The organism is Pandoraea sp. XY-2 (assembly GCF_004193915.1).
In the GTDB taxonomy this organism is placed as follows: domain Bacteria; phylum Pseudomonadota; class Gammaproteobacteria; order Burkholderiales; family Burkholderiaceae; genus Pandoraea; species Pandoraea cepalis.
On record NZ_CP030849.1, the window covers coordinates 2,356,318 to 2,380,027 of the forward strand.

15 protein-coding genes and 5 pseudogenes are annotated in these 23,710 nt (G+C 64.3%); 6 read left to right on the top strand and 14 right to left on the bottom strand.

The features are described from left to right. Positions 1–9 precede the first annotated feature (9 nt). Entirely contained in the window at positions 10–222 is a 213-nt protein-coding gene (locus DRB87_RS10720; RefSeq protein WP_130025889.1) for a DUF2061 domain-containing protein, read from the bottom strand. A gap of 806 nt (positions 223–1,028) precedes the next feature. Between DRB87_RS10720 and DRB87_RS10725 the strand changes: the two genes are divergently transcribed. The 4 genes from DRB87_RS10725 (at position 1,029) to DRB87_RS10740 (ending at position 3,892) form a co-directional block, all read left to right on the top strand. Next, on the top strand, positions 1,029–1,391 hold the full coding sequence (locus DRB87_RS10725) for a BON domain-containing protein (protein ID WP_165385280.1): 363 nt from the start codon (positions 1,029–1,031) through the stop codon (positions 1,389–1,391). A 92-nt stretch (positions 1,392–1,483) separates the two neighbouring features. Beyond that, positions 1,484–1,915, top strand: coding sequence for a PRC-barrel domain-containing protein (locus DRB87_RS10730; protein WP_130025891.1), 432 nt, complete (start codon positions 1,484–1,486; stop codon positions 1,913–1,915). 315 nt (positions 1,916–2,230) lie between these two features. Beyond that, complete coding sequence (locus DRB87_RS10735) at positions 2,231–2,473, top strand: ChaB family protein (RefSeq protein ID WP_130025892.1); 243 nt, start codon at positions 2,231–2,233, stop codon at positions 2,471–2,473. 195 nt (positions 2,474–2,668) lie between these two features. Beyond that, positions 2,669–3,892, top strand: a complete 1,224-nt coding sequence (locus tag DRB87_RS10740; RefSeq protein WP_130025893.1) for an MFS transporter — start codon at positions 2,669–2,671, stop codon at positions 3,890–3,892. Positions 3,893–3,919: 27 nt separating this feature from the next. Here the strand turns inward: DRB87_RS10740 and DRB87_RS10745 are convergent, their stop codons facing one another. The 12 genes and pseudogenes from DRB87_RS10745 to metE form a co-directional block, all read right to left on the bottom strand. Continuing rightward, on the bottom strand, positions 3,920–5,215 hold the full coding sequence (locus DRB87_RS10745) for a type II toxin-antitoxin system HipA family toxin (protein WP_370363866.1): 1,296 nt from the start codon (positions 5,213–5,215) through the stop codon (positions 3,920–3,922). 26 nt (positions 5,216–5,241) lie between these two features. Continuing rightward, a complete protein-coding gene (locus DRB87_RS10750; protein ID WP_130025895.1) occupies positions 5,242–5,556 on the bottom strand; it encodes a helix-turn-helix transcriptional regulator in 315 nt (104 codons plus the stop codon). A 95-nt stretch (positions 5,557–5,651) separates the two neighbouring features. Next, the gene (arfB, locus tag DRB87_RS10755) at positions 5,652–6,068 is read right to left on the bottom strand and encodes an alternative ribosome rescue aminoacyl-tRNA hydrolase ArfB (protein ID WP_017234357.1); all 417 of its coding nucleotides are present in this window, start codon (positions 6,066–6,068) and stop codon (positions 5,652–5,654) included. A 100-nt stretch (positions 6,069–6,168) separates the two neighbouring features. Beyond that, positions 6,169–7,632 carry a heavy metal sensor histidine kinase gene (locus tag DRB87_RS10760; RefSeq protein WP_130025896.1) on the bottom strand — a complete coding sequence of 488 codons (1,464 nt, stop codon included), beginning with the start codon at positions 7,630–7,632 and terminating at the stop codon, positions 6,169–6,171. Between the two features lie 32 nt (positions 7,633–7,664). Continuing rightward, a complete protein-coding gene (locus tag DRB87_RS10765) occupies positions 7,665–8,339 on the bottom strand; it encodes a heavy metal response regulator transcription factor (protein WP_130025897.1) in 675 nt (224 codons plus the stop codon). A 9-nt stretch (positions 8,340–8,348) separates the two neighbouring features. Next, positions 8,349–9,803: an efflux transporter outer membrane subunit gene (locus DRB87_RS10770; RefSeq protein WP_130027824.1), complete on the bottom strand. Its 1,455-nt coding sequence runs from the start codon at positions 9,801–9,803 to the stop codon at positions 8,349–8,351. After that, positions 9,715–11,064: an efflux RND transporter periplasmic adaptor subunit gene (locus DRB87_RS10775; protein WP_240756251.1), complete on the bottom strand. Its 1,350-nt coding sequence runs from the start codon at positions 11,062–11,064 to the stop codon at positions 9,715–9,717. Before DRB87_RS10775 ends, DRB87_RS10770 begins: the two co-directional genes overlap by 89 nt. Positions 11,065–11,075: 11 nt before the next feature. Continuing rightward, positions 11,076–14,248 (bottom strand): annotated as a pseudogene (locus tag DRB87_RS10780) (efflux RND transporter permease subunit). A 314-nt stretch (positions 14,249–14,562) separates the two neighbouring features. After that, positions 14,563–16,276, bottom strand: a pseudogene (locus DRB87_RS10785) (glycosyltransferase family 39 protein). A 60-nt stretch (positions 16,277–16,336) separates the two neighbouring features. Beyond that, on the bottom strand, positions 16,337–17,698 hold the full coding sequence (locus DRB87_RS10790) for a HAMP domain-containing sensor histidine kinase (protein ID WP_165385281.1): 1,362 nt from the start codon (positions 17,696–17,698) through the stop codon (positions 16,337–16,339). A 2-nt stretch (positions 17,699–17,700) separates the two neighbouring features. Continuing rightward, positions 17,701–18,359 (bottom strand): annotated as a pseudogene (locus DRB87_RS23510) (response regulator transcription factor). Between the two features lie 393 nt (positions 18,360–18,752). Then, a pseudogene (gene metE / locus DRB87_RS10800) lies at positions 18,753–21,040 on the bottom strand (5-methyltetrahydropteroyltriglutamate--homocysteine S-methyltransferase). A gap of 351 nt (positions 21,041–21,391) precedes the next feature. Here metE and DRB87_RS10805 point away from each other — a divergent pair. Further along, the gene (locus DRB87_RS10805; RefSeq protein WP_130025900.1) at positions 21,392–21,871 is read left to right on the top strand and encodes a VOC family protein; all 480 of its coding nucleotides are present in this window, start codon (positions 21,392–21,394) and stop codon (positions 21,869–21,871) included. A 200-nt stretch (positions 21,872–22,071) separates the two neighbouring features. Further along, on the top strand, positions 22,072–22,665 hold the full coding sequence (locus tag DRB87_RS10810; protein WP_130025901.1) for a molybdopterin-dependent oxidoreductase: 594 nt from the start codon (positions 22,072–22,074) through the stop codon (positions 22,663–22,665). Positions 22,666–22,696: 31 nt separating this feature from the next. Here the strand turns inward: DRB87_RS10810 and DRB87_RS10815 are convergent. Further along, positions 22,697–23,703: pseudogene (locus DRB87_RS10815) on the bottom strand (sterol desaturase family protein). Positions 23,704–23,710: the final 7 nt, after the last annotated feature.

Here is a 23,710-nt window from a genome sequence, read left to right on the forward strand (position 1 = left end):
AACGCATCGCTACGTTTCAACAATGCCCCACTTGATACGCGCCCAAAGACGCTCGTGAGCCAGGTAACCGACGGACGTGTAGATGTTGCTGATGATCATGAAACCGACCGCGGTGTGAATGGTGCCGGTAAGCAGGTAGAGCGTCCCGAAGTCGAGACACATGACCAGAATCCGATACGTAAGCGCCTTGGTTATTGAGCGACGGCTGCTTACGGTTCTCATGATCCATCCCCTTAACCGATGTACGGCTGTGGTTCGTTGACCATGTGGAGCATCATCGCGATGGTCACGTGGTGACAGGTCCTGCTATCAGGTCGATTTCGCCTCGTACGGGAGGCGTTGTCCAGTGGGAAGCGATGGGGTGCGTGACCATTCATGCCATGAGCCACAACGCCGGGCGTCATGAAGATGTGTTTGTGCATGGCATCGTGCTGCGGATCAGGAAAATCACGTAAGAAGCATAAGTCGACCAATGAAACGCTCGTTGATACCGGTCAATGCCAATTCGCGTTGACACGCATTCGATATCGGTGCGCCGTGCAACGTGGCACGCCGCCGGTCGACGTAGGGTCCGGTTGAGGACTGCTTCGCAGGAATCGTCCGATGGAGTGAGGCAATTGGGACGCGATATTGTCCGAATGTTGCTACTTTTTTCTCTAAATTACATGAGATTTTCATTTCAAGTGATTGATTTTAATTGAAATTTATGAAATTAATTTCAATGCGACCTTGGCGCTGCATCGTTTGACGGCGTCCGCCTACACATCTTTCGGACTTCGCCGATTCGCCAAACGAGACGGGCTCTCTACAATCGGTTTCAACAGGTTCGGCACCGATTACCCAAGCGCAGGCGGTTGTGTGCGAAGTGACGGGGCGCCGGGCGCAAGGCAAGCACACGCATCTTCGGACGAGGAGATGTTTCACCTAGGACTCGGTCGTCGTCGGGGTGGCGCACGTCAAGCGTGCAGGAGGTGAGGCCCAAGGCAGCAATGCCACGGACGCGACGACTCAATTTCAGGAGGTCAACCATGAAACAAGCCAATCTGCTCAAACTCGTCATGGCCGGTGCACTTGCTACGACCGGCATCGCCGCGCATGCCCTCGATCAGGGCGGCATCATCAAGATTGCCGATCAGTCGGGCGCCAGCGGTGTGATGAGCGATACCGGCCGCAAGATCGACGATTCGGCACTCACCGCCAAGGTCAAGGCCGAATTGCTTGCCAAGAAAGACGTGCCGTCCACCAAGGTGCATGTCACGACGCGTCATGGCGTGGTGCATCTGACCGGTTCGGTGCCGCAATCCGCTCAGAAGACCCTCATCGTCGACACGGTCAAGGGCGTTGAAGGTGTCGTCGATGTGAAGGACGACATCAAGGTAATGGGCAAGTAACCGCAACGGCAATCGCAACCGTAACCGCACATTCTCTCTCTGTCGGCGGCGCGTGCCGCGCGCCTCGACATTACTGGAAGAAGGAGAAAATCATGACCATGCAAACCGGTCGGGGCGAAACGCCCCAGTCAGGCGCCCGCATTGTAGGCGATTCGCACAAGTTGCCCGAGGGGCCAGGCCCGTCGGTGATGGCCGCCGATACGCTCGATGCTGAAGACGTTGTGAACCGCGCGGGCGAAAGCCTCGGGAAGGTCAAGCACATCATGCTCGATGTGCAACGCGGCACAGTCGCCTACGCGGTGCTGTCGTTCGGCGGGTTTCTCGGCATGGGCGACAAGCTGTTTGCCATTCCTTGGCATGCGTTGCAGCTCGACGTCGGAAACAAGCGTTTCATTCTGGATATCCACAAGGAAGCGCTCAAGAAGGCGCCAGGCTTCGACAAGGATCGTTGGCCAAGCATGGCTGACATGCAGTGGGCCGAACAGGTGCATACGTATTACACCGTCGACCCCTATTGGCATTAAGCTCGGTGAGGTCTTGCTCATGTCGAGTCAATCCGAGATTTGCTGGATGACGAAAGCGCCACGCCGGTACGCACATCTGCCAGAGCCGTACGACCCAGGCAAGCCGCCCGGGACACCGCCGCCGAAAACGCCGCCCGACGAGGACGCGCCGTCGCCGACACCTCCACCCGACAGACCGCTGGATCCCCCGGTTGAGGAGCCGCCGCTGCGGCCGCCGGGCAAATATGTCCGCTTTGGGCGATCCACTTGACGGGCAGCGGCGGCACACGGAGCGACTCCTGTCCGTCAGGGCCGGATCGCCAACGGAGGAAAGTCATGCCTTATCGTCAGACCGAGGAGCTGCCGGCAAGCGTCAAGGATCACTTGCCCGCGCATGCGAAGGAGATTTACCTCAAGGCGTTCAATGCGGCCTGGGACGAATACCGGGATCCCGGCGAGCGGCGCGGTCATGAATCGCGTGAAGCAACGGCACACAAAGTGGCTTGGGCCGCAGTGAAGAAGACCTACGAAAAGGACGAAGGATCCGGTCAGTGGCGCGCGAAAGCACGTCACCAGTGATCGCCCGTTCCGGGTAGCGGCGTCGCGGCGTGCAGTCTGCAGGATTTGTCGCGTTGGCGTAGAATCGGCCTCCTTTATGGGGCGGCGGCGACGCGCGCCAGGTTGGACATCCACCGCCTGCCGCGCCCGATATCGTTCGCTTGTCGTTGCCGACAATCTTGCCAGTCCCGGACTGGCTGTCATGACCGATTCCCAATGAGTGCCCCCCAAATCCTGCCCGCCCAGGCGGCCGAAGCGTTGCCTCCGTCGTCCATTCCCGTCTGGCTCTCGTTCGTGGCGCTTGCCATGGGCGGCTTCGGCATCGGCACCGGCGAATTCGTCATCATGGGGTTGTTGCCCGACGTCGCCCAAGGCCTGAACATCACCATTCCGCAAGCCGGCCATGCGATCAGCACGTATGCATTGGGCGTCGTGATCGGCGCACCGCTGCTCGCCGTGCTGGGGGTGCGCCTGCCGCGCCGTGCGTTCCTGATCGCGCTCATGGCGATGTTCGCCATCGGCAATCTGGCCAGCGCTCTCGCGCCGAGTTACCTCGCGCTGATCGTGTTGCGTTTTCTCAGCGGCCTGCCGCACGGCACTTACTTCGGTGTCGCCGCGTTGGTAGGGGCATCGCTCGTTGCGCCACATCGTCGTGTGCACGCGGTGGGGCAGATCATGCTGGGGCTGACGCTCGCCACGCTCTTTGGTGTGCCCCTGGCCGCCGGTCTCGGGCAGTGGCTCGGCTGGCGCGCGGCGTTCGTCCTTGTCGGCCTCATCGGCGCGTTGACAGCGGTGATGGTCTGGCGCTGGGTACCGGACGTGCCGGCCCCTCATGGTGCGAGTCCGATGCGCGAGCTGAGCGCGTTGCGCAATGCCCAGGTGTGGCTCACGTTGGGCATCGGCGCGATCGGCTTCGGGGGCATGTTCGCGGTATTCAGTTATATCAAGCCGACGCTCATGCAAGTCGCCGGCGTTCCCGAAGCATGGGTGCCGTTCTACCTTGCGCTGTTCGGTGTCGGCATGGTCGCGGGTACGGTGGTCGGGCCACGTCTGGTCGCGGCCGCGTCGCTCATGCGCGCCATCGGCGGCACGCTGATCTGGTCGGCGCTGCTGCTCGGGGCCTTCACGTTCACGGCGTCGAGTCCTTGGCTGGCCGGTGTCAACGTGCTTGCCATCGGCACGATCATCATTATTGGTCCGGCGTTGCAAATTCGCCTGATGGATGTGGCCGGTGAGGCGCAGACACTTGCGGCGGCGCTCAACCATTCGGCGTTCAACATGGCCAACGCTGCCGGTGCATGGCTCGGTGGTGTGGCGATTTCCGCAGGTTACGGCTGGACGTCGACCGGGTGGGTCGGTGTCTTGCTGTCGTGCGCCGGCATGTTGATGTTCCTCTGGGCGCGCCACGACGCCCGTCGAAAGGCGCGACAAGCCAGCTGAGCCGGCGGATGCGCGCGGCGGCGCTGTTCAGGCCGTGAGGGCCACGCCGCCGTTCAGACGTTCGAGCACGGTGGCGCGCACGGCGCCCGGGGCGTCTGCGAGCAACGCTGGCCAATGGGCCTGAGCGTCGCGGACGGTCTCGCGCGCAATGGCGCTCAAGCGGCTCACGCGCAGCAGCCCGGCCCCCTTGAGCAACGCATCGAGCGCCGGCCAGTCGAACGTGCACAAGGTCTTGTCGATGGCGCGGTTCACGCCGTAATGCGAGGCCGGCACGTCGCGGAAGAAGGCGGCGACACACACCGGGTCGTACACCGGCGCTAACTGGGGCGTGTGGGCGTCGGGATAGATGACGGCCCAGTTTTTCAGGTGGGCATCGGTATTGCCTAGCAGAATGAAGGCGATCAGACGACGCAAGAACTCGCGTACGTCGCGCACCGGTTGAGCGGATAACTGATCCAGCACCCGCAGCATCGTCGTGTAGTCAATATCGAGCCCACGCCCGTACTTGCTGCGCGGTGGATATTGCAGCACCTGCGCGAATTCCTCCATATGCACGCGCCGTCCGTCGGGTAGCCGGTCGAAGCGCGGCACGGCGAGGATATGTTCGAACGGTACCTGCTCGGGCAAGTCGGCATCGCGTCGCGAGATGATTTCGGCTTTCGCGCAATCGAGGCCCAGGGCCTCGCACAGTCGGTAGCCGGTGAATTCGTTCTCCACGAGATCCGGGTGGCGCGTCGTCGGCAACTTCAGAATGACCGAGCCCGCGCGCCCCTGGCGCTTGACGACGTAGCGCCGTCCATCGCGAACGGCCGAGAACTTGGTCACCACGCCGGGTAGCGATGCGGCGTCTTCCACCGGCGTATCGACGAATCCGGGTTCCACCATTTCCAGACCAAGCGCCGTGTGCCAGCGATGCACGATGTCGGGCACGCCCTCGCGCAAGGGCACGGGCTCGACCTCGAGTGCGCCCATCAGGTCGTGTCCGGCGGCGGCGAGCAGTTCGAACTCGTCGTCGGGGCTGCAGCGGCGCTCGGCGGCGAGCCGCTCGCGGTTATGGCCCTCGGGCAGCAGGTTCTCGAAATACATCGGCCAACGGCCGTCGGTGCGCACGAGACGCGCATCGTGGGGCGACGCGAGAATCGCTCGCGTGGCCGTCTCGTTGGCGCCGCGGTAGGCCAGGGAGAGCGCCGGCCGCTGGGCGTCGGCGATGTAGTCTTCATCGAACGACATGCGCAGGATGTCACCGTACTGCGACAGATAGCCGATGGGGCGGCGCGTTCCATCAGGCATGTGCAGGTAGGCGCGCAGGTATTTGATGTTCATGAGCAGTGGCGTGATCCCGTGGCTGGTTAGCCGGCAAGCGTCTCGACGATGGAGGGCGGGGCGGCGATGCCGCTGGGTTGCGCGAGGTATTTGCCCCCGGAGCGAAGAAAGGCCTCGACCTCCTGTCGCAGACCCGCCGGTACCAGCATCGGTTCGAGGCCGAGGGCGCGCGCGGCCTCGAGCACGGTCGACAGGCGCGGATCGAACGCGCCAGACTCCACTTTTTGTACGGTCATGCGTGACAACCCCGCCTGATCGGCGAGTTCCGCCTGCGTCAGGCCGGCTGCCTTGCGTGCCGCGATCAGCGGTGCAACGAAGCTCATCATGATGTGCTTTTGCATGGAAAAGATGCTTTATCTTAGCATTTTCTCGAGAGAATTTCCATGAAGGCTAATGATGATGATCTTTTGTTGTTAAAAGATCATGATTGTTATCATTAATCCTCGCGACCCGCATGCACCTTGCCACGCGTTGCCTTGACGCGGGCGCGACCTTGTTTGGCGTCTCGTCGGCGGACTTGACTGCCGAGCGTGGGCCGGGTCGGAACCCGCCGACGCGGCGCCACGGCGGCCGCATCGACGAGCGCCTGCAGACGTGCAAGGGCATCGGCCCGGTTGAGTTCCTGCGAGCGATGCTGCTGTGCCTTGATGACGATCACGCCGTCCTGAGTGATGCGCTGGTCCAGCCGGGAGAGCAAACGCGATTTGACATCGTCGGGCAAGGACGAGCGCATCACGTCGAAGCGCAGATGAATGGCGCTGGAGACTTTATTGACGTTTTGGCCGCCGGCGCCCTGAGCGCGCATGGCAGTGAGTTCGACGTCTTCGGGAGCAATGAGAATGCGACGGTTCATGAGGCAAGGATACCGTTCTCACCGTCTCGCTCACAAGCGCGCCGAACGACGGCGCCGTGCCGTGGCGGGCGTCGGTAGGACGGCGCCTCGCGGGCGTCGATCAAACGGCGCCTTGACCGACGGGCTGGGGGTGACTGCCGAGGCCGCGGTTCGATGCCTCAGCGGTTGTGTGCACGCCGGCCGCTGCCTCGGCGCGCACCGAGAAGCCGAACGTATTGAGACCGTTGGCGCTATGGGCCCAGACCGTGCCGCCATGCATGTCGGCAATCGCCTTGACGATGGCCAGCCCCAGGCCATGATTCTCGCGGCTGTTGGTGCGCGACGCCTCCGCCCGGTAGAAGCGGTCGAACAGGTGCCGCAGCACATCGGGCGAAATCGACGGGCCGGGATTCACGACATCGATGCACACGGTGCGGGCGTCATCGGCGTCATCGGCGTCAATACGCAGGTGGACATCGATATTTGCCCCCGGCGCGCAATGTTCGATGGCGTTCGTTACCAGGTTAGCCAATGCGCGACCGAACAGCGCCTTGTTGACATGAGCGACGGCGCTGCCATGCAAGCGGGCGGTGACCTGCGCCTCTTCCAGCAGAATCTCCAGAAACTCCAGGGTGTGCGCCGCCTCGCTCGCGAGCGACACCGCGCTCAGCCCCGTGGCCCGTTCGCCCTGATCGGCGCGCGAGAGAAACAGCATGTCGTTGATGATCGTGCGCATGCGTCCCAGCTCTTCCAGATTCGATTGCAGCAGCGCCCGCAAATCCTCGACCGGCCGCTCACGTGTGAGCGCCACTTCCGTCTGGCCGATCAGAATCGTCACCGGGGTGCGTAGCTCGTGCGCGACGTCGGCATTGAACGACTCCAGGCGTTCGTAGGCGCTATCGAGCCGGGCGAGTGCGCCGTTGAACGAATGTGCCAGATCGTCGAGTTCGACGGGCAGTGAACGCGTGTCGAGCCGTTGCGAACGGTTGTCCGGACGGATCTCGGACGCTTCGCGCGTCAGCCGAGTCAGCGGCGCCAAGCCCAGTCGTGTCGCGGAATAGCTGAGCACCAACACGCCCAGGCTGCCGAGCGCCGAGAGCACCGCGAGTCCCACGCCGAAGGCGCGTAGCGTGCGTTCGTTGCGCGAGTAGCTGGCGGTCACCTGCAGGGAAACGGTCGGACGCGTGCCATAAGGCGGCAGAATTTCGCGCGTGCTCAGTATGTCGTGGCCCCCGCCATCGGGGCTCAGCCGAACGTAGCCGTTGGCCAGGCGTTTGACGAACATGCCGCTCACGGGCTTGCCGAACGTGTAATTCGGGTCGTCGCTTGTCACGGCGTAGGTCGTGGTGCCGTCGCGCGGCGTCATGTCGGTGAGCTTTTCGCGCACGATCTGCCACTTCTGCGGCGTGGCGCCGTGATAGACGATGATGTGGGCCATCTGGGCACGGTCGTCGAGCGATTCCCGCAGATGCCGCTCCAACTGGATGCGCAGCATCAAAAAGAGACCGGCCCCCACCATGGCGAACACTGAGAGCGCCACGATCGCGAACATGGCGGCCAGGCGGCGGGAGATCGAATGGCTCACGATGACAAGGACATGGCAACGACGCGCGGCACTCAGACCTCGCGGACCTCCAGCACGTAGCCCATGCCACGCACGGTGTGCAGCAGCTTGGACTGGAACGGCCCGTCGAGCTTGGCGCGCAATCGCTTGATCGCTGTCTCGACCACGTTCGTATGGCTGTCGAAATTGACGTCCCAGACGAGTTCGGTGATTGCCGTCTTGGACAGGATGTCGCCTTGCCGGCGAGCGAGCACCGATAGCAACTGGAATTCCTTGGCCGTGAGATCAAGCCGTTGGCCATCGCGTGTGGCCCGGCGACCGATCAGGTCGACGTAGAGTTCGCCGACCGAGATCAGCGTCGATTCCTGCACTCGCGTGCGACGGGCGAGGGCGTGCAGGCGCTCCACCAGCTCGATGAACGAGAAGGGCTTGGTCAGATAGTCGTCTGCGCCTTCGCGCAGGCCGCGCACGCGGTCGTTCACGTGATCGCGGGCCGTGAGCATGATGACGGGCGTGGACTTGCGCTCGCGCAGCGCGGCGAGCACGGCAAAGCCGTCGCGCTTGGGCAGCATGACGTCGAGCACGATCACGTCGTAGTCGAATTCCAGCGCCAGATGCATGCCTTCCTCGCCATCGAGCGCGACATCGACCACCCAGCCTTGCTCGGTCAGCCCGGCGCGCAGGTAGTCCACGACCTTGTGTTCGTCTTCAACGATCAATACTTTCATCTCGCCACCTCATCTTTGCGCATTATACGAGTCGGCGCTGACCTCGGAGGGTTGCCAGCCGCCGCCCAGCGCCTTGACCAGCGCCACCGACAAGACCCATTGCTGAGCGCGAATCTGAACATCCTGGTGCTCGCTCGCCAGGCGCCCCTGCTGCGCCGTGATCACACTCAGATAGGCCGTGAGCCCGCCCGAGTAGCGGTCGGTGGCCAGGCTCAGGAGTCGTTGCGCGTCTACGACGGCCGCATGCGATTCCCGCGAGGCGGCGTCGAGCACCGACAGGCCGGTCACGCCATCCTGCACTTGCTGGAACGCGGTGAGCACGGTCTGTCGGTAATTCGCCTCGACGGCGCGATATCCCGCACTCGCAAAGTCCACATTGGCCTGACGCCGTCCGCCGTCGAAGACCGCCTGCGTGGCGAGCGTGCCCAGTGTCCAGAGCAGACTGGGCGCCGAGAGCAGATTCGCGAATTCCGTGCTCTGCCAGCCAATGCCGGGATTGAGTGTGAGGCTGGGAAAGAATGCCGCCTTTGCCACGCCGATCTGGGCGTTCGCCGCCGCCATGGCGCGCTCGGCCGATGCCACGTCCGGGCGACGCTGCAGAATGTCGCTCGGCACGCCGACCGGGATCGACGGCAGCGTGGCAGGCAGTGTTCCCGCAGGCACGGAAAAGGCCGGGGCGGGCACGCCGACGAGCGCGGCAATCGCATGCTCGTATTGGTCGCGTTGCTGGTGCAGCAGACGCGCTTGTACCCGCGTGGTGTCGACCTCCGATTGTTGTTGAAGGACATCCAGACCCGACACGGCGCCAAGATCGTGCTGCGCGCTCACGTAGTCGAGCGCCTTGCGTTGCAACGCGACGGATTCGTCGAGCACCTTGATTTCGTCGTCGGCGGCGCGCAGCTGGACGTAGGCGGTGGCCAACTGTGTCGTGAGCACCAGACGCGCGTTGGCCAGATCGTCCCCCGCCTGTTCGGCGGAGGCGCGCGCCCCTTCGACCTGACGACGGAGGCGGCCGAACAGATCGGTGTCGTAGCTCACGCCCAGACCCGCCTGCACATTGTTCTGAACGGTCGACATGCTGGTGGACGTATAGCTCGTGACCGGCCGGTTTGCCGAGACGCGCTGGCGCGCCAGACCGACCGACGCGTCGATTTCCGGCAGTCGTTGTGCCGAGGTGCCGGAGAGCGTCGCCTGGGCCTGGTCGTAATGCGCCACGGCGGCGGCGAGGGTCTGGTTCTGCGCGAGCGCCTGCGTTTCGAGCGCCTCCAGCACCGGGTCGCGGAAAGCCTTCCACCAATCCGGCTGCAGCGCCGCGTGCGACGGCTGCGCGAGCTGCCACCCGGTGTCCGTCCTCCAGTCGGGCGGCACCGCGACGTCAGGCCGACGGTAATCGGGGCCGACCGCACACGCACCGAGCAATGCGGCGGCGCCGAACAGCGCGATGCCAGAGCGCGCGCCGCGCATTGGGGCGTTCACGACTGGCCCCTGGCGCCTTGCCGTCGGGTTTGGCCGCCGGGGCGGTCTTGACCGCCAGCGCTTTGGCCTGCACCTGATCGCCGTCGTCGATCGAATCGCTCGGATTGACGATGACACGGTCGGTCGGGGAGACCCCGGCGGACAATTCCAGCGACTGTCCCAGATCGCGCGCGATCGCAATCTTGTGTAGATGCACGACACCCTGGTCGTCCACGACCGCCACGCGCGGGCCCTCGGCGCGGAACAGCAGGGCGTTGGCCGGCACGCTCAGATGGGCTTGCACGGCACTTGGCAGCGCAAGCTGCACATAGGCGCCTGGGCGCAGCCTTCCGTCGGGATTGGGGAGGGCGGCGTCGATTTGCAGCGAACGGGTCGCCACGTCGATGGCGCCGGACACATGCGTGACCTTGCCTTGAAAGTGCATGCCGGGCAGTTCGGCTTGCGTCACGACTACGGGCTGACCGACGCTCACGCCCTGCGCATAGGCCTGCGGCACTTGCACGGTGACGCGCAGCGGATCCGTCTGCGCCAGCGAAAACAGTGCGCGGCTGTTGCCGCTGCCCGCGTCGATGAGGTCGCCGACGTCAACGTTGCGCTGGGTGATCACGCCGTCAAAGGGCGCGACGATTCGCTTGAAAGACTCGAGTTGCTGGAGCCGTTTGACATTGGCATCGGCCGCCGCCAGGTTGGCGATACCCTGCGTGTACGTGCTCTGGCGCTCGTCGAGTTCCTGCTGCGAGACGGCGTCGCGCTGACGAAGTTGCTGCCAGCGCGCGAGCGACGATTTCGCAAGTCCAAGGCTGGCATCGATCTGGTTGCGCTGGGCGATGGCCTGGGCGAGTTCCTGATCGATTTCAGGGGTGTCGAGTTCGGCCAGCAACTGGCCCTGCCTGACGCGGGCGCCGATGTCCACGTAGCGACGCCGCAGATAGCCGGTCGCTCGGGCGTAGATCGGGGACTCGACCGCGCCACGCAACGTGGCGGGCAACAGTGTCTCGCTCGCCGGCGTCGCTTGCGGCGTGACGACGCTGACATACTGGATGGCGTTCTCGGCGGTGGCCTTGGCGATGTCGCGACGTTGCAGCGCATTGGAGATCGTCGTACGTGCCGCGCCGGCCGCGAGCAGCACGGCCACGACGATCAACACGCGCCTCGCGCGCCGGAATTCGCCCTGTCGCGGGGGCAACTGCCGGCCGTCGGCGCGATGGTGTTCGGGAATGGCCAGTTCGGCGTGATGTTTTTCGGTCATGGAGGGCCCCGTCAGGATGGGGTATCGGGTTCGGCGCGGCGCGCCTTGCGTCGCGCGAGTCGCGTATGCACGCCGGCGAAGACCAGCGGCACGAAGAAGAGCGTCGAGACCGTGGCAAACAGCAGGCCGCCGATCACCGCGCGGCCCAACGGCGCGTTCTGCTCGGCACCTTCGCCGAGACCGAGGGCCATCGGCACCATGCCGATCATCATGGCGAGCGCCGTCATCAGCACCGGCCGGATCCGGCTGGCGCCGGCTTCGAGCGCCGCCTTAAGGGGCGCCATGCCGGCTTCCATGCGCTGGCGCGCGAACGCCACCACGAGAATGCTGTTGGCCGTGGCCACGCCCATGGTCATGATGGCCCCTGTGAGCGCAGGAACCGAGAGCCGTGTGCCGGTCAGGAACAGCATCCAGACGATGCCCGCGAGGGCGGCGGGCAGGGCGCTCACGATGATGAGCGGATCGACCCACGACTGGAAATTCACCACGATCAGCAAATAGACGAGCACGATGGCCATTGCCACGCCCAGCCCCAGCCCGAGGTAGGAGCTTTGCATCGTGCTGACCTGGCCACGCACCGTGATCTGGCTGCCGCGCGGCAAGTCCTTGCGTGCCTGCGCCACGAGCCGGTCGATATCGCGCGCGACGCTCCCCAGGTCCCGGCCTTCCACACTCACGAAGATGTCGATCACCGGCCGGATGTTGTAGTGGCTGACCACGGCGAAGCGCTGCGTCGGCTCGACCTTCACGAAGTTGGCGAGCAGTTGCGGCTGGCCGTTGTTGGTCGTGCCGGCCACCGGCAGACGCAGCAAGTCGTCGATGGAATTGATACGGTACTGCGGCGATTGCACCGACAGGCTGTACTCCACGCCGTTCTGCGGGTTGAACCAGAAGCCCGGCGACGTCTGCGAGCTGCCGGAGAGTGAAATCAGCACGTTCTGGGCGACGGCGTTGGCGTTGAGATTGAGTTGCTGCAAGCGCGTGCGGTCCATGTCCAGATGGATCGTCGGCGCGTTGATCCGTTGCTGGATATGCGTGTCGACGGTGCCGGGCACCTGTCGCACCTGCTTGAGGAGCTTCGTCGCGGCGTCGAAATTCGCCAGTTGTCGAGCGCCGCTGATCTGGATGTCGATGGCCGCCGGCAGTCCGAAGTTGAGAATCTGCGTGACGATGTCGGCCGGTTGGAAGAAGAACTCGACGCCGGGGAAGCGCTGCGGCAGTACCGCACGAAGCTTGTCGATATAGCCCGTGCTCGGGTGATGGTCGGGTGCGAGGGCGATCTGGATTTCGCCGTCGAGCGTGCCGATGGTGCCCGCGTTGCTGTACGACAGGTTGATGCCGCTGTAGGGCAAGCCAAGGTTGTCGAGAATGGTTTCGAGTTCGCGGGCGGGCACGATCTCGCGCACGACCTTCTCGACTTCATCGGCCAGACGCGCCGTTTCCTCGATGCGCGTGCCGGTGGGCGCGCGCATGTGCAATCGGATATTGCCGGCGTCCACGCTCGGGAAGAAATCCGCGCCCAACGCAAACACCAGCCCCATCGACAACACGCAGAACGCCAGGAAACCCGTGGCGAATACGCGCCGGCGTACCAGCAGCGTCGAGAGCACGGCGATGTAGGCGGCGCGCATGCGCTCGAAGGCGGCGTCGAAGCGCAAATAGACGCGCCGGAACGCCCCGGGCGCCGCGGTCGGATCGGTTGCGCGAGCGTGTCCCATGAGCAGCATCGCGAGCGTGGGCACCAGCGTGCGCGACAACAGGTATGAGGCCAGCATCGCAAACACGACGGCCTCGGCGAGCGGCACGAACAGGTAGCGCGCCACCCCCGTCAGGAAGAACATCGGCACGAACACGATACAGATGCATAGCGTCGAGACCAGGGCAGGCACGGCAATTTCGCCCGCACCGTCGAGAATGGCCTGGTGCAGCGGCGTGCCCATATGCAGATGGCGCTCGATGTTCTCGATGGTCACCGTCGCGTCGTCGACCAGGATACCCACGGCCAGCGCCAACCCGCCCAGCGTCATGATGTTGATCGTTTGACCGAGCGCATGCAGCGCGAGCAGCGACGACAGAATCGAGAGCGGGATCGAGATGGCAATGATGCAGGTGCTGCGCCAGTTGCCGAGGAACAGCAGGATCATGGCGGCCGTGAGCGCGGCGGCGATGAGCGCTTCGCGAATCACCCCTTGCACCGCCGCCTTCACGAACACCGACTGATCGAACAGCGCGGAGATGTGCAGGTCCGGCGGCAGCGCGGCGCGGGCTTCGGGCAGCAGGGCCTTGAGCGAGTCGACCACCGACAGCGTGGAAGCATCGCCCGTCTTCATGACCGACATCAGCACGCCGCGCTGGCCGTTCTGGCGCACGATGTTCGTCTGAGGCGAGAAGCCGGTGCGCACGTGCGCGACTTCGCGCAGATAGGTCGTGGCGCCATTTACCGTACGCACGGGGATGTTGTTCAGGCCCTCGACAGTGGCCGGCGACCCGTTCATGTCGACGCTGTACTCACGCGGGCCGATCTTCGTTGTGCCGGTCGGCAGGATCAGGTTCTGGGCGTTGACGGCAGCCACCACGTCCTGCGCCGTCAATCCCTTGGCGAGCAAGGCGCGCGAGTCGATGTCCACGGAGATCAGCCGCGTCTTGCCCCGTACGGATAGGGCACGGCGGCCCCCGGGATCGTCACCAACTGCGGCCGCAGGAAATTGAGCGCCGTGTCGTTGAGTGCGGGCTCCGACAGGCTGGGGCTCGACAAGCCGAGCTGCATTACCGGGATCGACGAGGCCGAGTAGCTGATGATGAGCGGCGGCGTGGCGCCCGGCGGCATCTGCTTGACCTGCGCCTGCTCGATCGCCACGACCTGGGCGATAGCCGTCTGGAGGTTCGCGCTCGGCTGGAGGAAGATCTTGATGATGCCGATGCCGGGCAGCGATTGCGACTCGATGTGCTCGATATTGTTGACGGTGGTCGTCAGTCCGCGTTCGTTGCCGGAGATGATCCGGTTGGCGACATCCTGTGCTGCCAGGCCGTTATAGGTCCAGATGACGCTGATGACGGGGATGTTGATCTCCGGCAGCACGTCGACCGGTGTGCGCATGAGCGCGAGCGGCGTAGCGAGCAGGATCAGGATGGCCATCACGATGAACGTGTAGGGCCGCTTGAGCGCAACGTTGACAATCCACATGATTCAGACGCGCTCGGGCGCAGTCGCAGGCGTACGGGGCAAGGGCCGTCCGGCGCGCGTGCGCCACGGCGCGGCACCGGTCCCGGAAGGAATGTCGCCATGGTAGGGGCGCACCCCCAACGCCAAAATGGCGCGAAAGTGGCGAAATTGACAGAAATCTCGGCGCCGGCCGCACAGCCTTGTCCAACAAGGCGCTGTGCGCGGTCACGACGATGGTCGTGGGATATTACGGTGTGTTGCGCTTTCAACGAGACGCGCAAAAAAAAGCTGGGGGCAATGCGTCCCCAGCCATTCCTGCTTCGTCGCGGCCGCGCTCAGTTGGCGGCGGGCGGTGTGTCGGTCGTCGGCTTCTCGATGATGACGCGACGGTTGTCGCGCGCGATAACCTTCATCGGCAGACCGAGCGTCTCGAGAACGGTGAACTTTTGCGGATCGACCAGCGCAAGCGCCTTGGGTGCCGCCATCCAGACGTCGGCAAACTTGTTGAGCGTCGGGATCCAGCTATCCGGCGCTTGCGAGATGCCGAATTCGAGTTCGTCCTGCACCGCCACCATGATCATGGTGTGACGCAGGTAGAACGGCATCGTGTGGTCGAGCGTGCCGACGGAGTAGAACGGCGTATCCGGTCCCAGGCGATCCATTTCCGCACGCACGGCCGGCACCAAATCGATCCCGGAGCTGCTGCGCCCGAAGGCTTCATGTCCGGAACCGCCGATCATCGCAAACGCCAGCCACGCGCCTGCAAAGGCGACGAGCGCCTGCTTCGTGCTGCGCGTGCTCAGCCAGCGCGCGATAGCGAGGCCGATCAGTCCGGCGACGCTGGCGGCGTAAAGGTAGTACGAGAAGGTGCGGTAGGCCTCGACCGGGTTGCGACTATCCGAGTGATGGGAGAGAAAGACCAGGCACGTCACGATCGTCGCCACGAACAGCACGGCGGACACGACGAGGTGCTTGCGCAGCGACTCGCGCGAGAGGCCCGCGAGCCCCAGCCCGATCAGCAGTGCCAGGGCCGGCGCGACCGGCAGCACGTACGACAGCAGTTTCGAGTGCGATATCGAGAAGAAGCAGAAGATGAACACGGCCCAGACCGTGAGCATCAGTACCGGGCGGAACCCATTGGCCTGACGCGGTGCAGCGCGCGACGCCGAGACGACGCGCGGAATCATCGACAGCCATGGCAGGAAGCCGATGATCAGCACCGGCACGAAGTACCACAGCGCGCCCGGACGATGGTGATCCGGCTTCAGGAAGCGGTTGAAGTGCTCGTTGATGAAGAAGAATTCGAAGAACGACGGGTTGCGCGCCATGACCGCGGCGAACCACGGCACGGTGACGGCGAGCATCACGATCAGACCGCTTGCGAGGTGCAGGCGCTTCCACAGCGCCCAGTCGCGCGAAATCAACGTGTAGATCACGAGGACCGCACCCGGCAGCACCACGCCGATCAGCCCTTGCTCAGGATCGACAGCCCCATCGCCGCCCAGCACAGCCACATCCAGTTACGGACCTGCGTGTCGGTAAGCCCGGGCGTTGCGCCAGCAGCAGTGCGCACAGCGCCAGCGCCATCATGAACGACACGCCCATATCGAGCACGTTGAAGTGGCCGAGCAGGCTCCACAGGGGCGCACTCGCCAGCACCAGTGCGGCGAAGAAGCCCGCGCGCGCGCCGAATACGCGACGACCGGTGTAGCCGACGAGCAGCACGCCGCCGAATCCGGTCAACGCCGTCCAGAGACGGGCCTGCCAGTCGCCGAGGCCGAAAATCATGAACGTCAGCGCGTTCATCCAGGTCTGGAGCGGCGGTTTCTCGAAGTATAGGTAGCCGTTGTAGCGCGGGGTGACCCAATCGCCGGTCGCCAGCATTTCGCGCGCCATCTCGGCGTAGCGGCCTTCGTCGCTAGGCACCAGATGGCGCAGGTTCAATACGCCGAACCAGACCAGCGCGAATGTGGCCAGCAGCCAGAGCAGGGCGGCAGGAGAGATCGGCCAGGGTTCCAGCCCGGCGTCACGTTGAGGGCGTATGGACATGAATGGGAGGTTTCCGGTCTTGTTGAATGAGGTAAGTGTCGTGAATAAGGCGCATGACTTTCAGGCGCCGGTGTTGCCGGCGGCATCGGGGTTAGGCAGCGTCACGCGCACATGCAAGCCGCGCGGCGGTGTCGGGCCGGCATCCGCCAGCGTCACCCGACCGCCGAGGCGGTCGACGATCGCGCGCGCGATGGCGAGGCCCAGGCCCGTGCCTTCGCCGCCGTGATCGCGGGCTTCGCGTTGGTCGCTCGCGCGGTAGAACGCATCGAACACGCGCTCGCGCTTGTCGGCGTCGATCCCTGGCCCCGAGTCGATCACGTCGATGACCACCTCGGCCGCCGTGGCCGACAGGCGCACGCCGACGCTGCCGCCCGCCGGCGTATAGCGCACGGCATTGCCGACAAGATTGCTCAGCAGCGTGACAATATCGCGTTTCGCTCCCGTCACGCGCAGATTGGGGCGCCCGGGCGCCGCCTGAGACGTATCGACCAGGTCGAGAACTATCTGCTTGCGGTCCGCCAGCACGAATACGTCTTCGAGCGCTTCGTGCACGGCGGGCAGCAGCGTGAGCGGCGTGGCGGCAACCGTCGGGGCGCTTTGCGCCCGAGCGAGGGTCAGCAGTTGTTCGAGCAGCGCGCGTGTGCGGCGCAGCCCGCTCTTGAGCTTGGTCAGGCGATTGCGCGTCTCGGTATCGAGGGGCACCGGGTCGAGTGCCCGGTCAAGGTTCTCGGACTGAATCACCAGGGCGGTCACCGGCGAGCGCATTTCGTGCGCGGCGTCGGCCACAAACCGGCGCTGCTCGTCCAGCGCCTTGGCGAGTCGCGCCAGCAGACGATTGATCGACACGATGAACGGCTCGATCTCTGTGGGCGCATCCTGCGCGTCGAGGCCGCGCAAATCGGTATCGCGCCGAGTGTCGACATCGTCGGCCAGCCGCTGCACTGGCCGCCATGCGCGGCGCACCGTCACGACGATGGCGCCGATGAGCAGCGGCACGAACCCCACGAAGGGCAGCGCGGTGCGCAGGCCGCTGTTGCGGGCAATCTCGTTGCGTCCTTCCGTTGGCTGGGCGACGACGATACGCAGCTCCGGCTCGATAGTACGCACGAAGGCGCGCCAGGTGTGGTCGCCCGTATTGACCGTGTGAAAGCCGTCGGCCAGCGTGACCGGGAAGCTGCCGCCGAGCCGCTGTACCGTGAGACGGTAGTCGTGATCCTCCACCGGCAGGCCATGCATGGCGCTATCGGCCTCGGCGAGATTGCGGGTGTCGACGAGCGCGGCGAGTTGCAGCAGTTGATCGTCCTGGAAACGGTAGGCCTCGCGAAAGGCCGCCGCGTAGGAGACGAAGCCCGCGACGATGGCCAGTCCCAGCGCACAGGCCGAGAGCGTGACCACCAGTCGCGACTGCAGCGAACGCATCATGATCATGGCTTGGGCACCAGCCAGCCCGCACCACGGATGTTGCGGATGACGTCCGCCCGAGCTTCTTGCGAATGGAATGGATCAGGAAGTCGATCATGTTGCTTTCGATCTCTTCGCCCCACCCGTAGAGGCGGTGCTCCAGTGCGTCGCGCGAGAGGATCGTGCCCGGGCGCAGCATCAGTGCGTGCAGCAGGGCGTATTCGCGTGCAGAGAGCACACACTGGTTCTCGCCGTAACTGGCCTGGTGGGTGGCGGGATCGAGGACCAGCGCGCCGTTCGTGAGCACCGGCGCGGCAACGCCCGCCTGCCGGCGGATCACGGCGCGCATGCGCGCAAGCAACTCGCCCACTTCAAACGGCTTCACGACGAAGTCGTCGGCGCCCAGATCAAGCCCGTGGATAATGTCGTCGGCACCGTCGCGGGCCGTCACCACGATGATGGGCGTGCGCCCGCCCGCCGTGCGGTGCACCCGCAGCACCTCCCAGCCGTCTCGCCCGGGCAGGCCGAGGTCGAGCAGCATGAGGTCGTAGCTGTGCGCGGCCAGCGCCGCCAGGGCGGCGTCGCCGTCACGACACCAGTCGGCCGCATAAGAGGCGTCCTTGAGCGCCTGCATCATGGCCTCACCGATCATGGTGTCGTCTTCTACGAGCAATATCCGCATGGTTTTCCGAACGCTTCCCGACGCCGCCACGCAGACGAACGCCTGATACCCCGCTCGTCACGCAGGACGGCACGGGCGCACGATAGCGCGCGAGAATTAGGAGAAACTTAGTCCGCGACGCCATACGTCCGCGCGACTATGCCATGCAAACCAATAGCCAATCAATGACTTAGCAAGGTTTTTTCACGTAACCTCGCCATGGCGGGACCGCATCGGCTTTGTTGTGAGGCTTCGCTGAAGCCGGTTGGCGTCGTTTCACAGCGGATCGGGAGACAGATTCGGCGACCCAACGCCAGCGGGCCGGCGAGTGCCGGCCCATGCGTTTGAAATGATTGTCTGGCGGCAGATCGGACCCTCTCGAACCCTCCTCGAACCCTTTCGCCGGGAGGCCGCTTACTGAGCGCGCAGTGTCTTTGCGGCCGCGACCATGTTTTGCAGTGCCGGAATCACTTCCGCCCACTGGCGCGTCTTCAGGCCGCAGTCCGGGTTGACCCACAGACGCGAAGCCGGAATGCGCTCGGCTGCCTTGCGCATGAGCGACACGATGTGCGACTGCGTCGGGATATTCGGCGAGTGGATGTCGTAGACGCCCGGTCCGATTTCGTTCGGGTATTGGAACGAATCGAAGGCATCCAGCAGCTCCATATCGGAGCGCGATGTCTCGATGGTGATGACATCGGCGTCCATGTCGGCGATGGCGGCGATGATGTCGTTGAACTCCGAATAGCACATATGCGTGTGGATCTGGGTGTCGTCCTGCACGCCGTTCGCGGTGATGCGGAACGACTCGACGGCCCAGTCCAGATACGTTTGCCATTGCGCACGGCGCAGCGGCAGGCCTTCGCGCAGGGCTGCCTCGTCGATCTGGATCACGCGCACGCCTGCTCGCTCCAGATCCAGCACTTCCTCACGAATCGCCAGCGCCAGTTGGTGGCACGACACCGAGCGGGGCTGATCGTCGCGCACGAACGACCAGTTCAGGATCGTGACCGGACCGGTCAGCATGCCCTTCATTGGTTTGCGGGTCAGCGATTGCGCGTACCGGATCCACTCGACGGTCATGGCCTTCGGGCGGCGGATATCCCCGAACATGATGGGCGGCTTCACGCAGCGCGACCCGTACGACTGCACCCAGCCGAACTGGCTGAAGGCGTAGCCGTCAAGCTGCTCGCCGAAATACTCGACCATGTCGTTGCGCTCCGCTTCCCCATGCACGAGCACGTCGAGACCGAGGGCCTCCTGCTCGCTTACGCTGCGCGCGATTTCGGCCTGCATCGCGGCGACATAACCGGACTGATCGAGTTCGCCGGCCTTGAACTGGCGGCGTGCCGTACGGATTTCGGCCGTTTGCGGGAACGAGCCGATCGTCGTGGTCGGAAAACTCGGCAGGTTCAGCGCGGCGGCTTGCTTCTCGGCGCGCACGGTGTACGGGTGCTGACGACGGCCCAGCGACGCGTCGATCTTCGCCACCGCGGCCTTGACGGCCGGATTGTGGACGCGCGGCGAGGCGCGACGGCTGGCGATGGCGGCGGCATTGGCGGCCAGCTCGGCGCGCACGGCGTCGCGGCCTTCGTTGATGGCGCGCGCCACGATTGCGATTTCGGCGAGCTTCTGCTTGGCGAAGGCCAGCCATGATCGGATTTCGGCATCGAGGTTCTGCTCGCTGTCCAAATCCACCGGCACATGCAGTAGCGAGCACGACGGTGCGACCCACAGGCGATCGCCTAATGCCTGGGCGACCGGCTCCAGCCAGTCCAGCACGGCGGCCAGGTCAGACTTCCAGATGTTGCGGCCGTTGACCACTCCAAGCGACACGACTGCATCCGGGGCAGGGCGTCGATGACCTTGGCGACCTCGCTTCGGGCATTCACGGCATCCAGATGCAGGCCGTCGACGGGCAATCCGCAGGCCAGCGGCAGGTTCTCCTGCAGCTCGCCGAAGTACGTGGCGAGCAGGCGCTTGACCGGGGCGGCGGCGAGCGCCGCGTACGCTGTCTCGAAGGCGTGTTGCCATTCGGCGCCGAGTTCGGTCACGAGGATCGGCTCGTCGATCTGCACCCATTCGACGCCCAGCGCGCCGAGCGTCTCGAGCAGTTCCAGGTAAACCGGAAGCAGGCGCGGCAGCAGGGCGAGCTTGTCGCTGTCGTCCTTGGCCTTGCCGAGCCACAGGTAGGTGACCGGGCCGATGATGACGGGCTTGACCTTCACGCCGGCAGCACGGGCTTGCGCGAGCTGTTCGACCAGGCGTGACGCGTCGAGCGCGAATGTCGTGGCGGCGAAGAATTCGGGGACGATGTAGTGATAGTTCGTGTCGAACCACTTGGTCATTTCCCCCGCGGCGACCCCGCCGCAGCAGGCATCGTGCGCTTCGGCGCCATGGGCCGACCGGCCGCGAGCGACGCGGAAGTAGTTGTCCAGCGCATCGCCGTGGAAGCCTTGCACGCGTTCAGGCAGATTGCCCAGCGTGAAACTCATGTCGAGGACGTGGTCGTAGAACGAGAAATCGCCGACGGGCGACAGATCCAGGGCGGCCTGATCCTGCCAGTGGCGCAGGCGCAACGACGCGCCGAGCGCTGTCAGGTCGTCGCGTGACGATTGCGCTTTCCAATACGTTTCCTGACCGAACTTCAGTTCGCGCTTCGCGCCAATGCGCGGAAATCCCAGATTGTGTGTCTTTGCCATGGTCTCTAATGACGCCTGTCGCCAGATGAATGAATTCGTGACGATGATCATAGAGACTTTGATCCATGAATGAAAATGGTCAAATTTTTGATTCACGTTAATTTAATTCATAAATATGGCCGTCAGGATGGGTCAGAATTTTCGCGGGAAGGTGATACGTGTCAGGCATTCCACCGGTTGCCGGTCGCGTATTCCGTCGCGGGCATCGTCCAGGGCATTGCGCATCGCATCAAACACGATTGACTCGCGTCAACGTGCGCCTCTGACGGTCGGCATACCCTTTTCAAGTGCTTTGAGCGCGGCACCGGCCAGGGTCCGCCAGAGCGGATCACACTGCAAGGAGATAAGCCGATGGTCGATTCCACGCATTTCCCGCTTGCGCAGGAGTTCCATCTCAGTCTGCGCGTAGCCAATCTGGCCGCTAGCACCGCCTTTTACGCCGCGCTTTTCACCGTTGCGCCCAAGGACACCACGGCGCGATACAGCACGTTCATCCTGCCGCATCTGCACCTGAATCTGGTGCTGCTGGTCAATGACAGCCAGGAGCCGCTGGATACCTACAGCCTCTATCACCTGGGGCTGGGCGTTGCGGACAGGTCGCAGGTGATTACGGCCTATCATGCGGCGCTGGACGCTGGGGCGCCGATCGTCAAGCCACCGCGCACGACTTGGCGCGGCACTCCGCTGCACGAACTCTGGCTGCGCGATCCCAGCGGCTATTTGATCGAAGTCTATGCCCGACTCACCGCGGAGGAGTTGGCGCAAATGCCGACTGACCAGGAGCCGACGTTTCTCGTGCCAGGCACCGGGACATCGCCGCGCGCACCGTGATTGACCGCGATCAATAGGCTCGATACACCGGCGACTACGGCCAAGAAAAGCTGGCCGGACGGGAGACCCGGGCCGTGTTTCCGCTATGCGGTCAGCCGATTAAGAAATGGACGCGGCGGCACTTCGTGGTTGGCGCGTGATACGCTCACGCGACGCTGCGGCTAACCTGCCGCCGTGCGAAATCACTTTCGTCAATTTCCATGAAGAAAAGAGAATTTCTGGTCGGTGCCGGCGCACTCGGTATGTCGGTGCCTGTGTTCGCCAAAACAGCGGCAACGCCGGGATCGCCGGTCACAACGCCACTCGTCACCCTCAGCGGCGCGATCCGGCATCACAACCGTGGCGCTGTCGATCCGGCGCTGGATCAACTCTTTCACAAGCAACTGGTGAAATTCGACGCCGCGTACGCGTTCGACTTCGGCACGCTGACGCGCCTGCCCGCGCAGACCATTCGTCCGACACTGGAATACGATGCCCGGCCGCACACCCTGCGAGGCCCACGTCTGACCGACGTCCTGGCGCAGGCGGGCGTACCCGCCAATCCGGCGACGCAGGTCTTGTTGCGCGCTATCGACGGGTACATTGTCGCGACCACGCTGGCGCAATTGCGCGAGTATCGCTTCCTGCTCGCCACACATCTGGACGACAAGCCGCTTGCGCTGGGTGGCTTGGGGCCGCTGTGGGCCGTCTACGACCCGGCCGCGATCCCCATACTGGCGGGCAAACCCCTCAGGGAGCAGTTCGCGCTTTGCCCGTGGGGCATTTATCACATCCAGATCAACGCTGTGCCCTGAACCGTGCCCGCGTTGGGGCGGGCGCGTCCGGTCAGGAAGCGTCGGCGCGCAAGGCGGGGCGACGCAAGGTAAGGCGTCCCGCGATACGTCCGAAGGCGCGCAGTTGTTGCGCGATCACGCCCATTCCATACCGGCGCGAACGGCCTTCGGGGCGGGGAGTTGGTCGCGAATGCCGGTCGGCTCCACGGCGCGCTCCCAGGAGGCGGTACGAAATACCACGTCCCACCACGGGACCAGCACGCCGAAGTTGCAGCCGTACCGCGTGCCTTCGTGCCCGTAACCAATGGCGTGATGACGACGGTGAAACGTCGGGCTTACGATCAGACGTTCGAGGACAGGGCCGTACGGTAGACGTGCATTCACGTGCTGCACGCTCTGCAAGAAATTCCCCACTGCCACGAGCACGACGTATTGCGCGGGTTGCACGCCGATGAACAGCGCAATCGACGCAAAGAAGGCGGCTTGCAGCATGTTGTCGAGGAAGTGGTTGCGGTCGTCTGTCCACATCGACATCTGCTGCTGGCTGTGGTGCACCGCGTGCAACTCCCACCAGACCCCGAAGCGATGCTGCCAGCGGTGATACCAGTAACCCGCAAAGTCGAGCACGATCAGGTACAGCAGGAACGACACGAGCGGTTGATCCGTCACCCCCGGGTACAGGCCGTCCAACTGAGCGTTCGGCAGGCCGTGGATCACCATCTGACTTTGCAATGCGCTGAAAACGGGTTGCAGCACCAGGAAGAAAAGCAGATTGAGAATGCCGAGCTTGGCGATCCACGTGTAGATCACGTCGGCGCGCACCTGGCGGCGATCCTGCCACCGTTCGACTGGACGCAACGCCTCGAGCGGACGCAGCAGGGCGTACGTCACGCCGATCTGAAAGACACCGACGAGCACCCAGTACAAGGCGTCATAGATGTCGTCGGCGTAGCCCATCAAGTTGAAGTGGAACAGCAGCGGCTGCACCCCATCGACGTAGACGAGCGTCTGCACAGCGGCGATGCCGCTGTCTACGAAGTTGATGGCTTCCTGAATCATCTGAGGT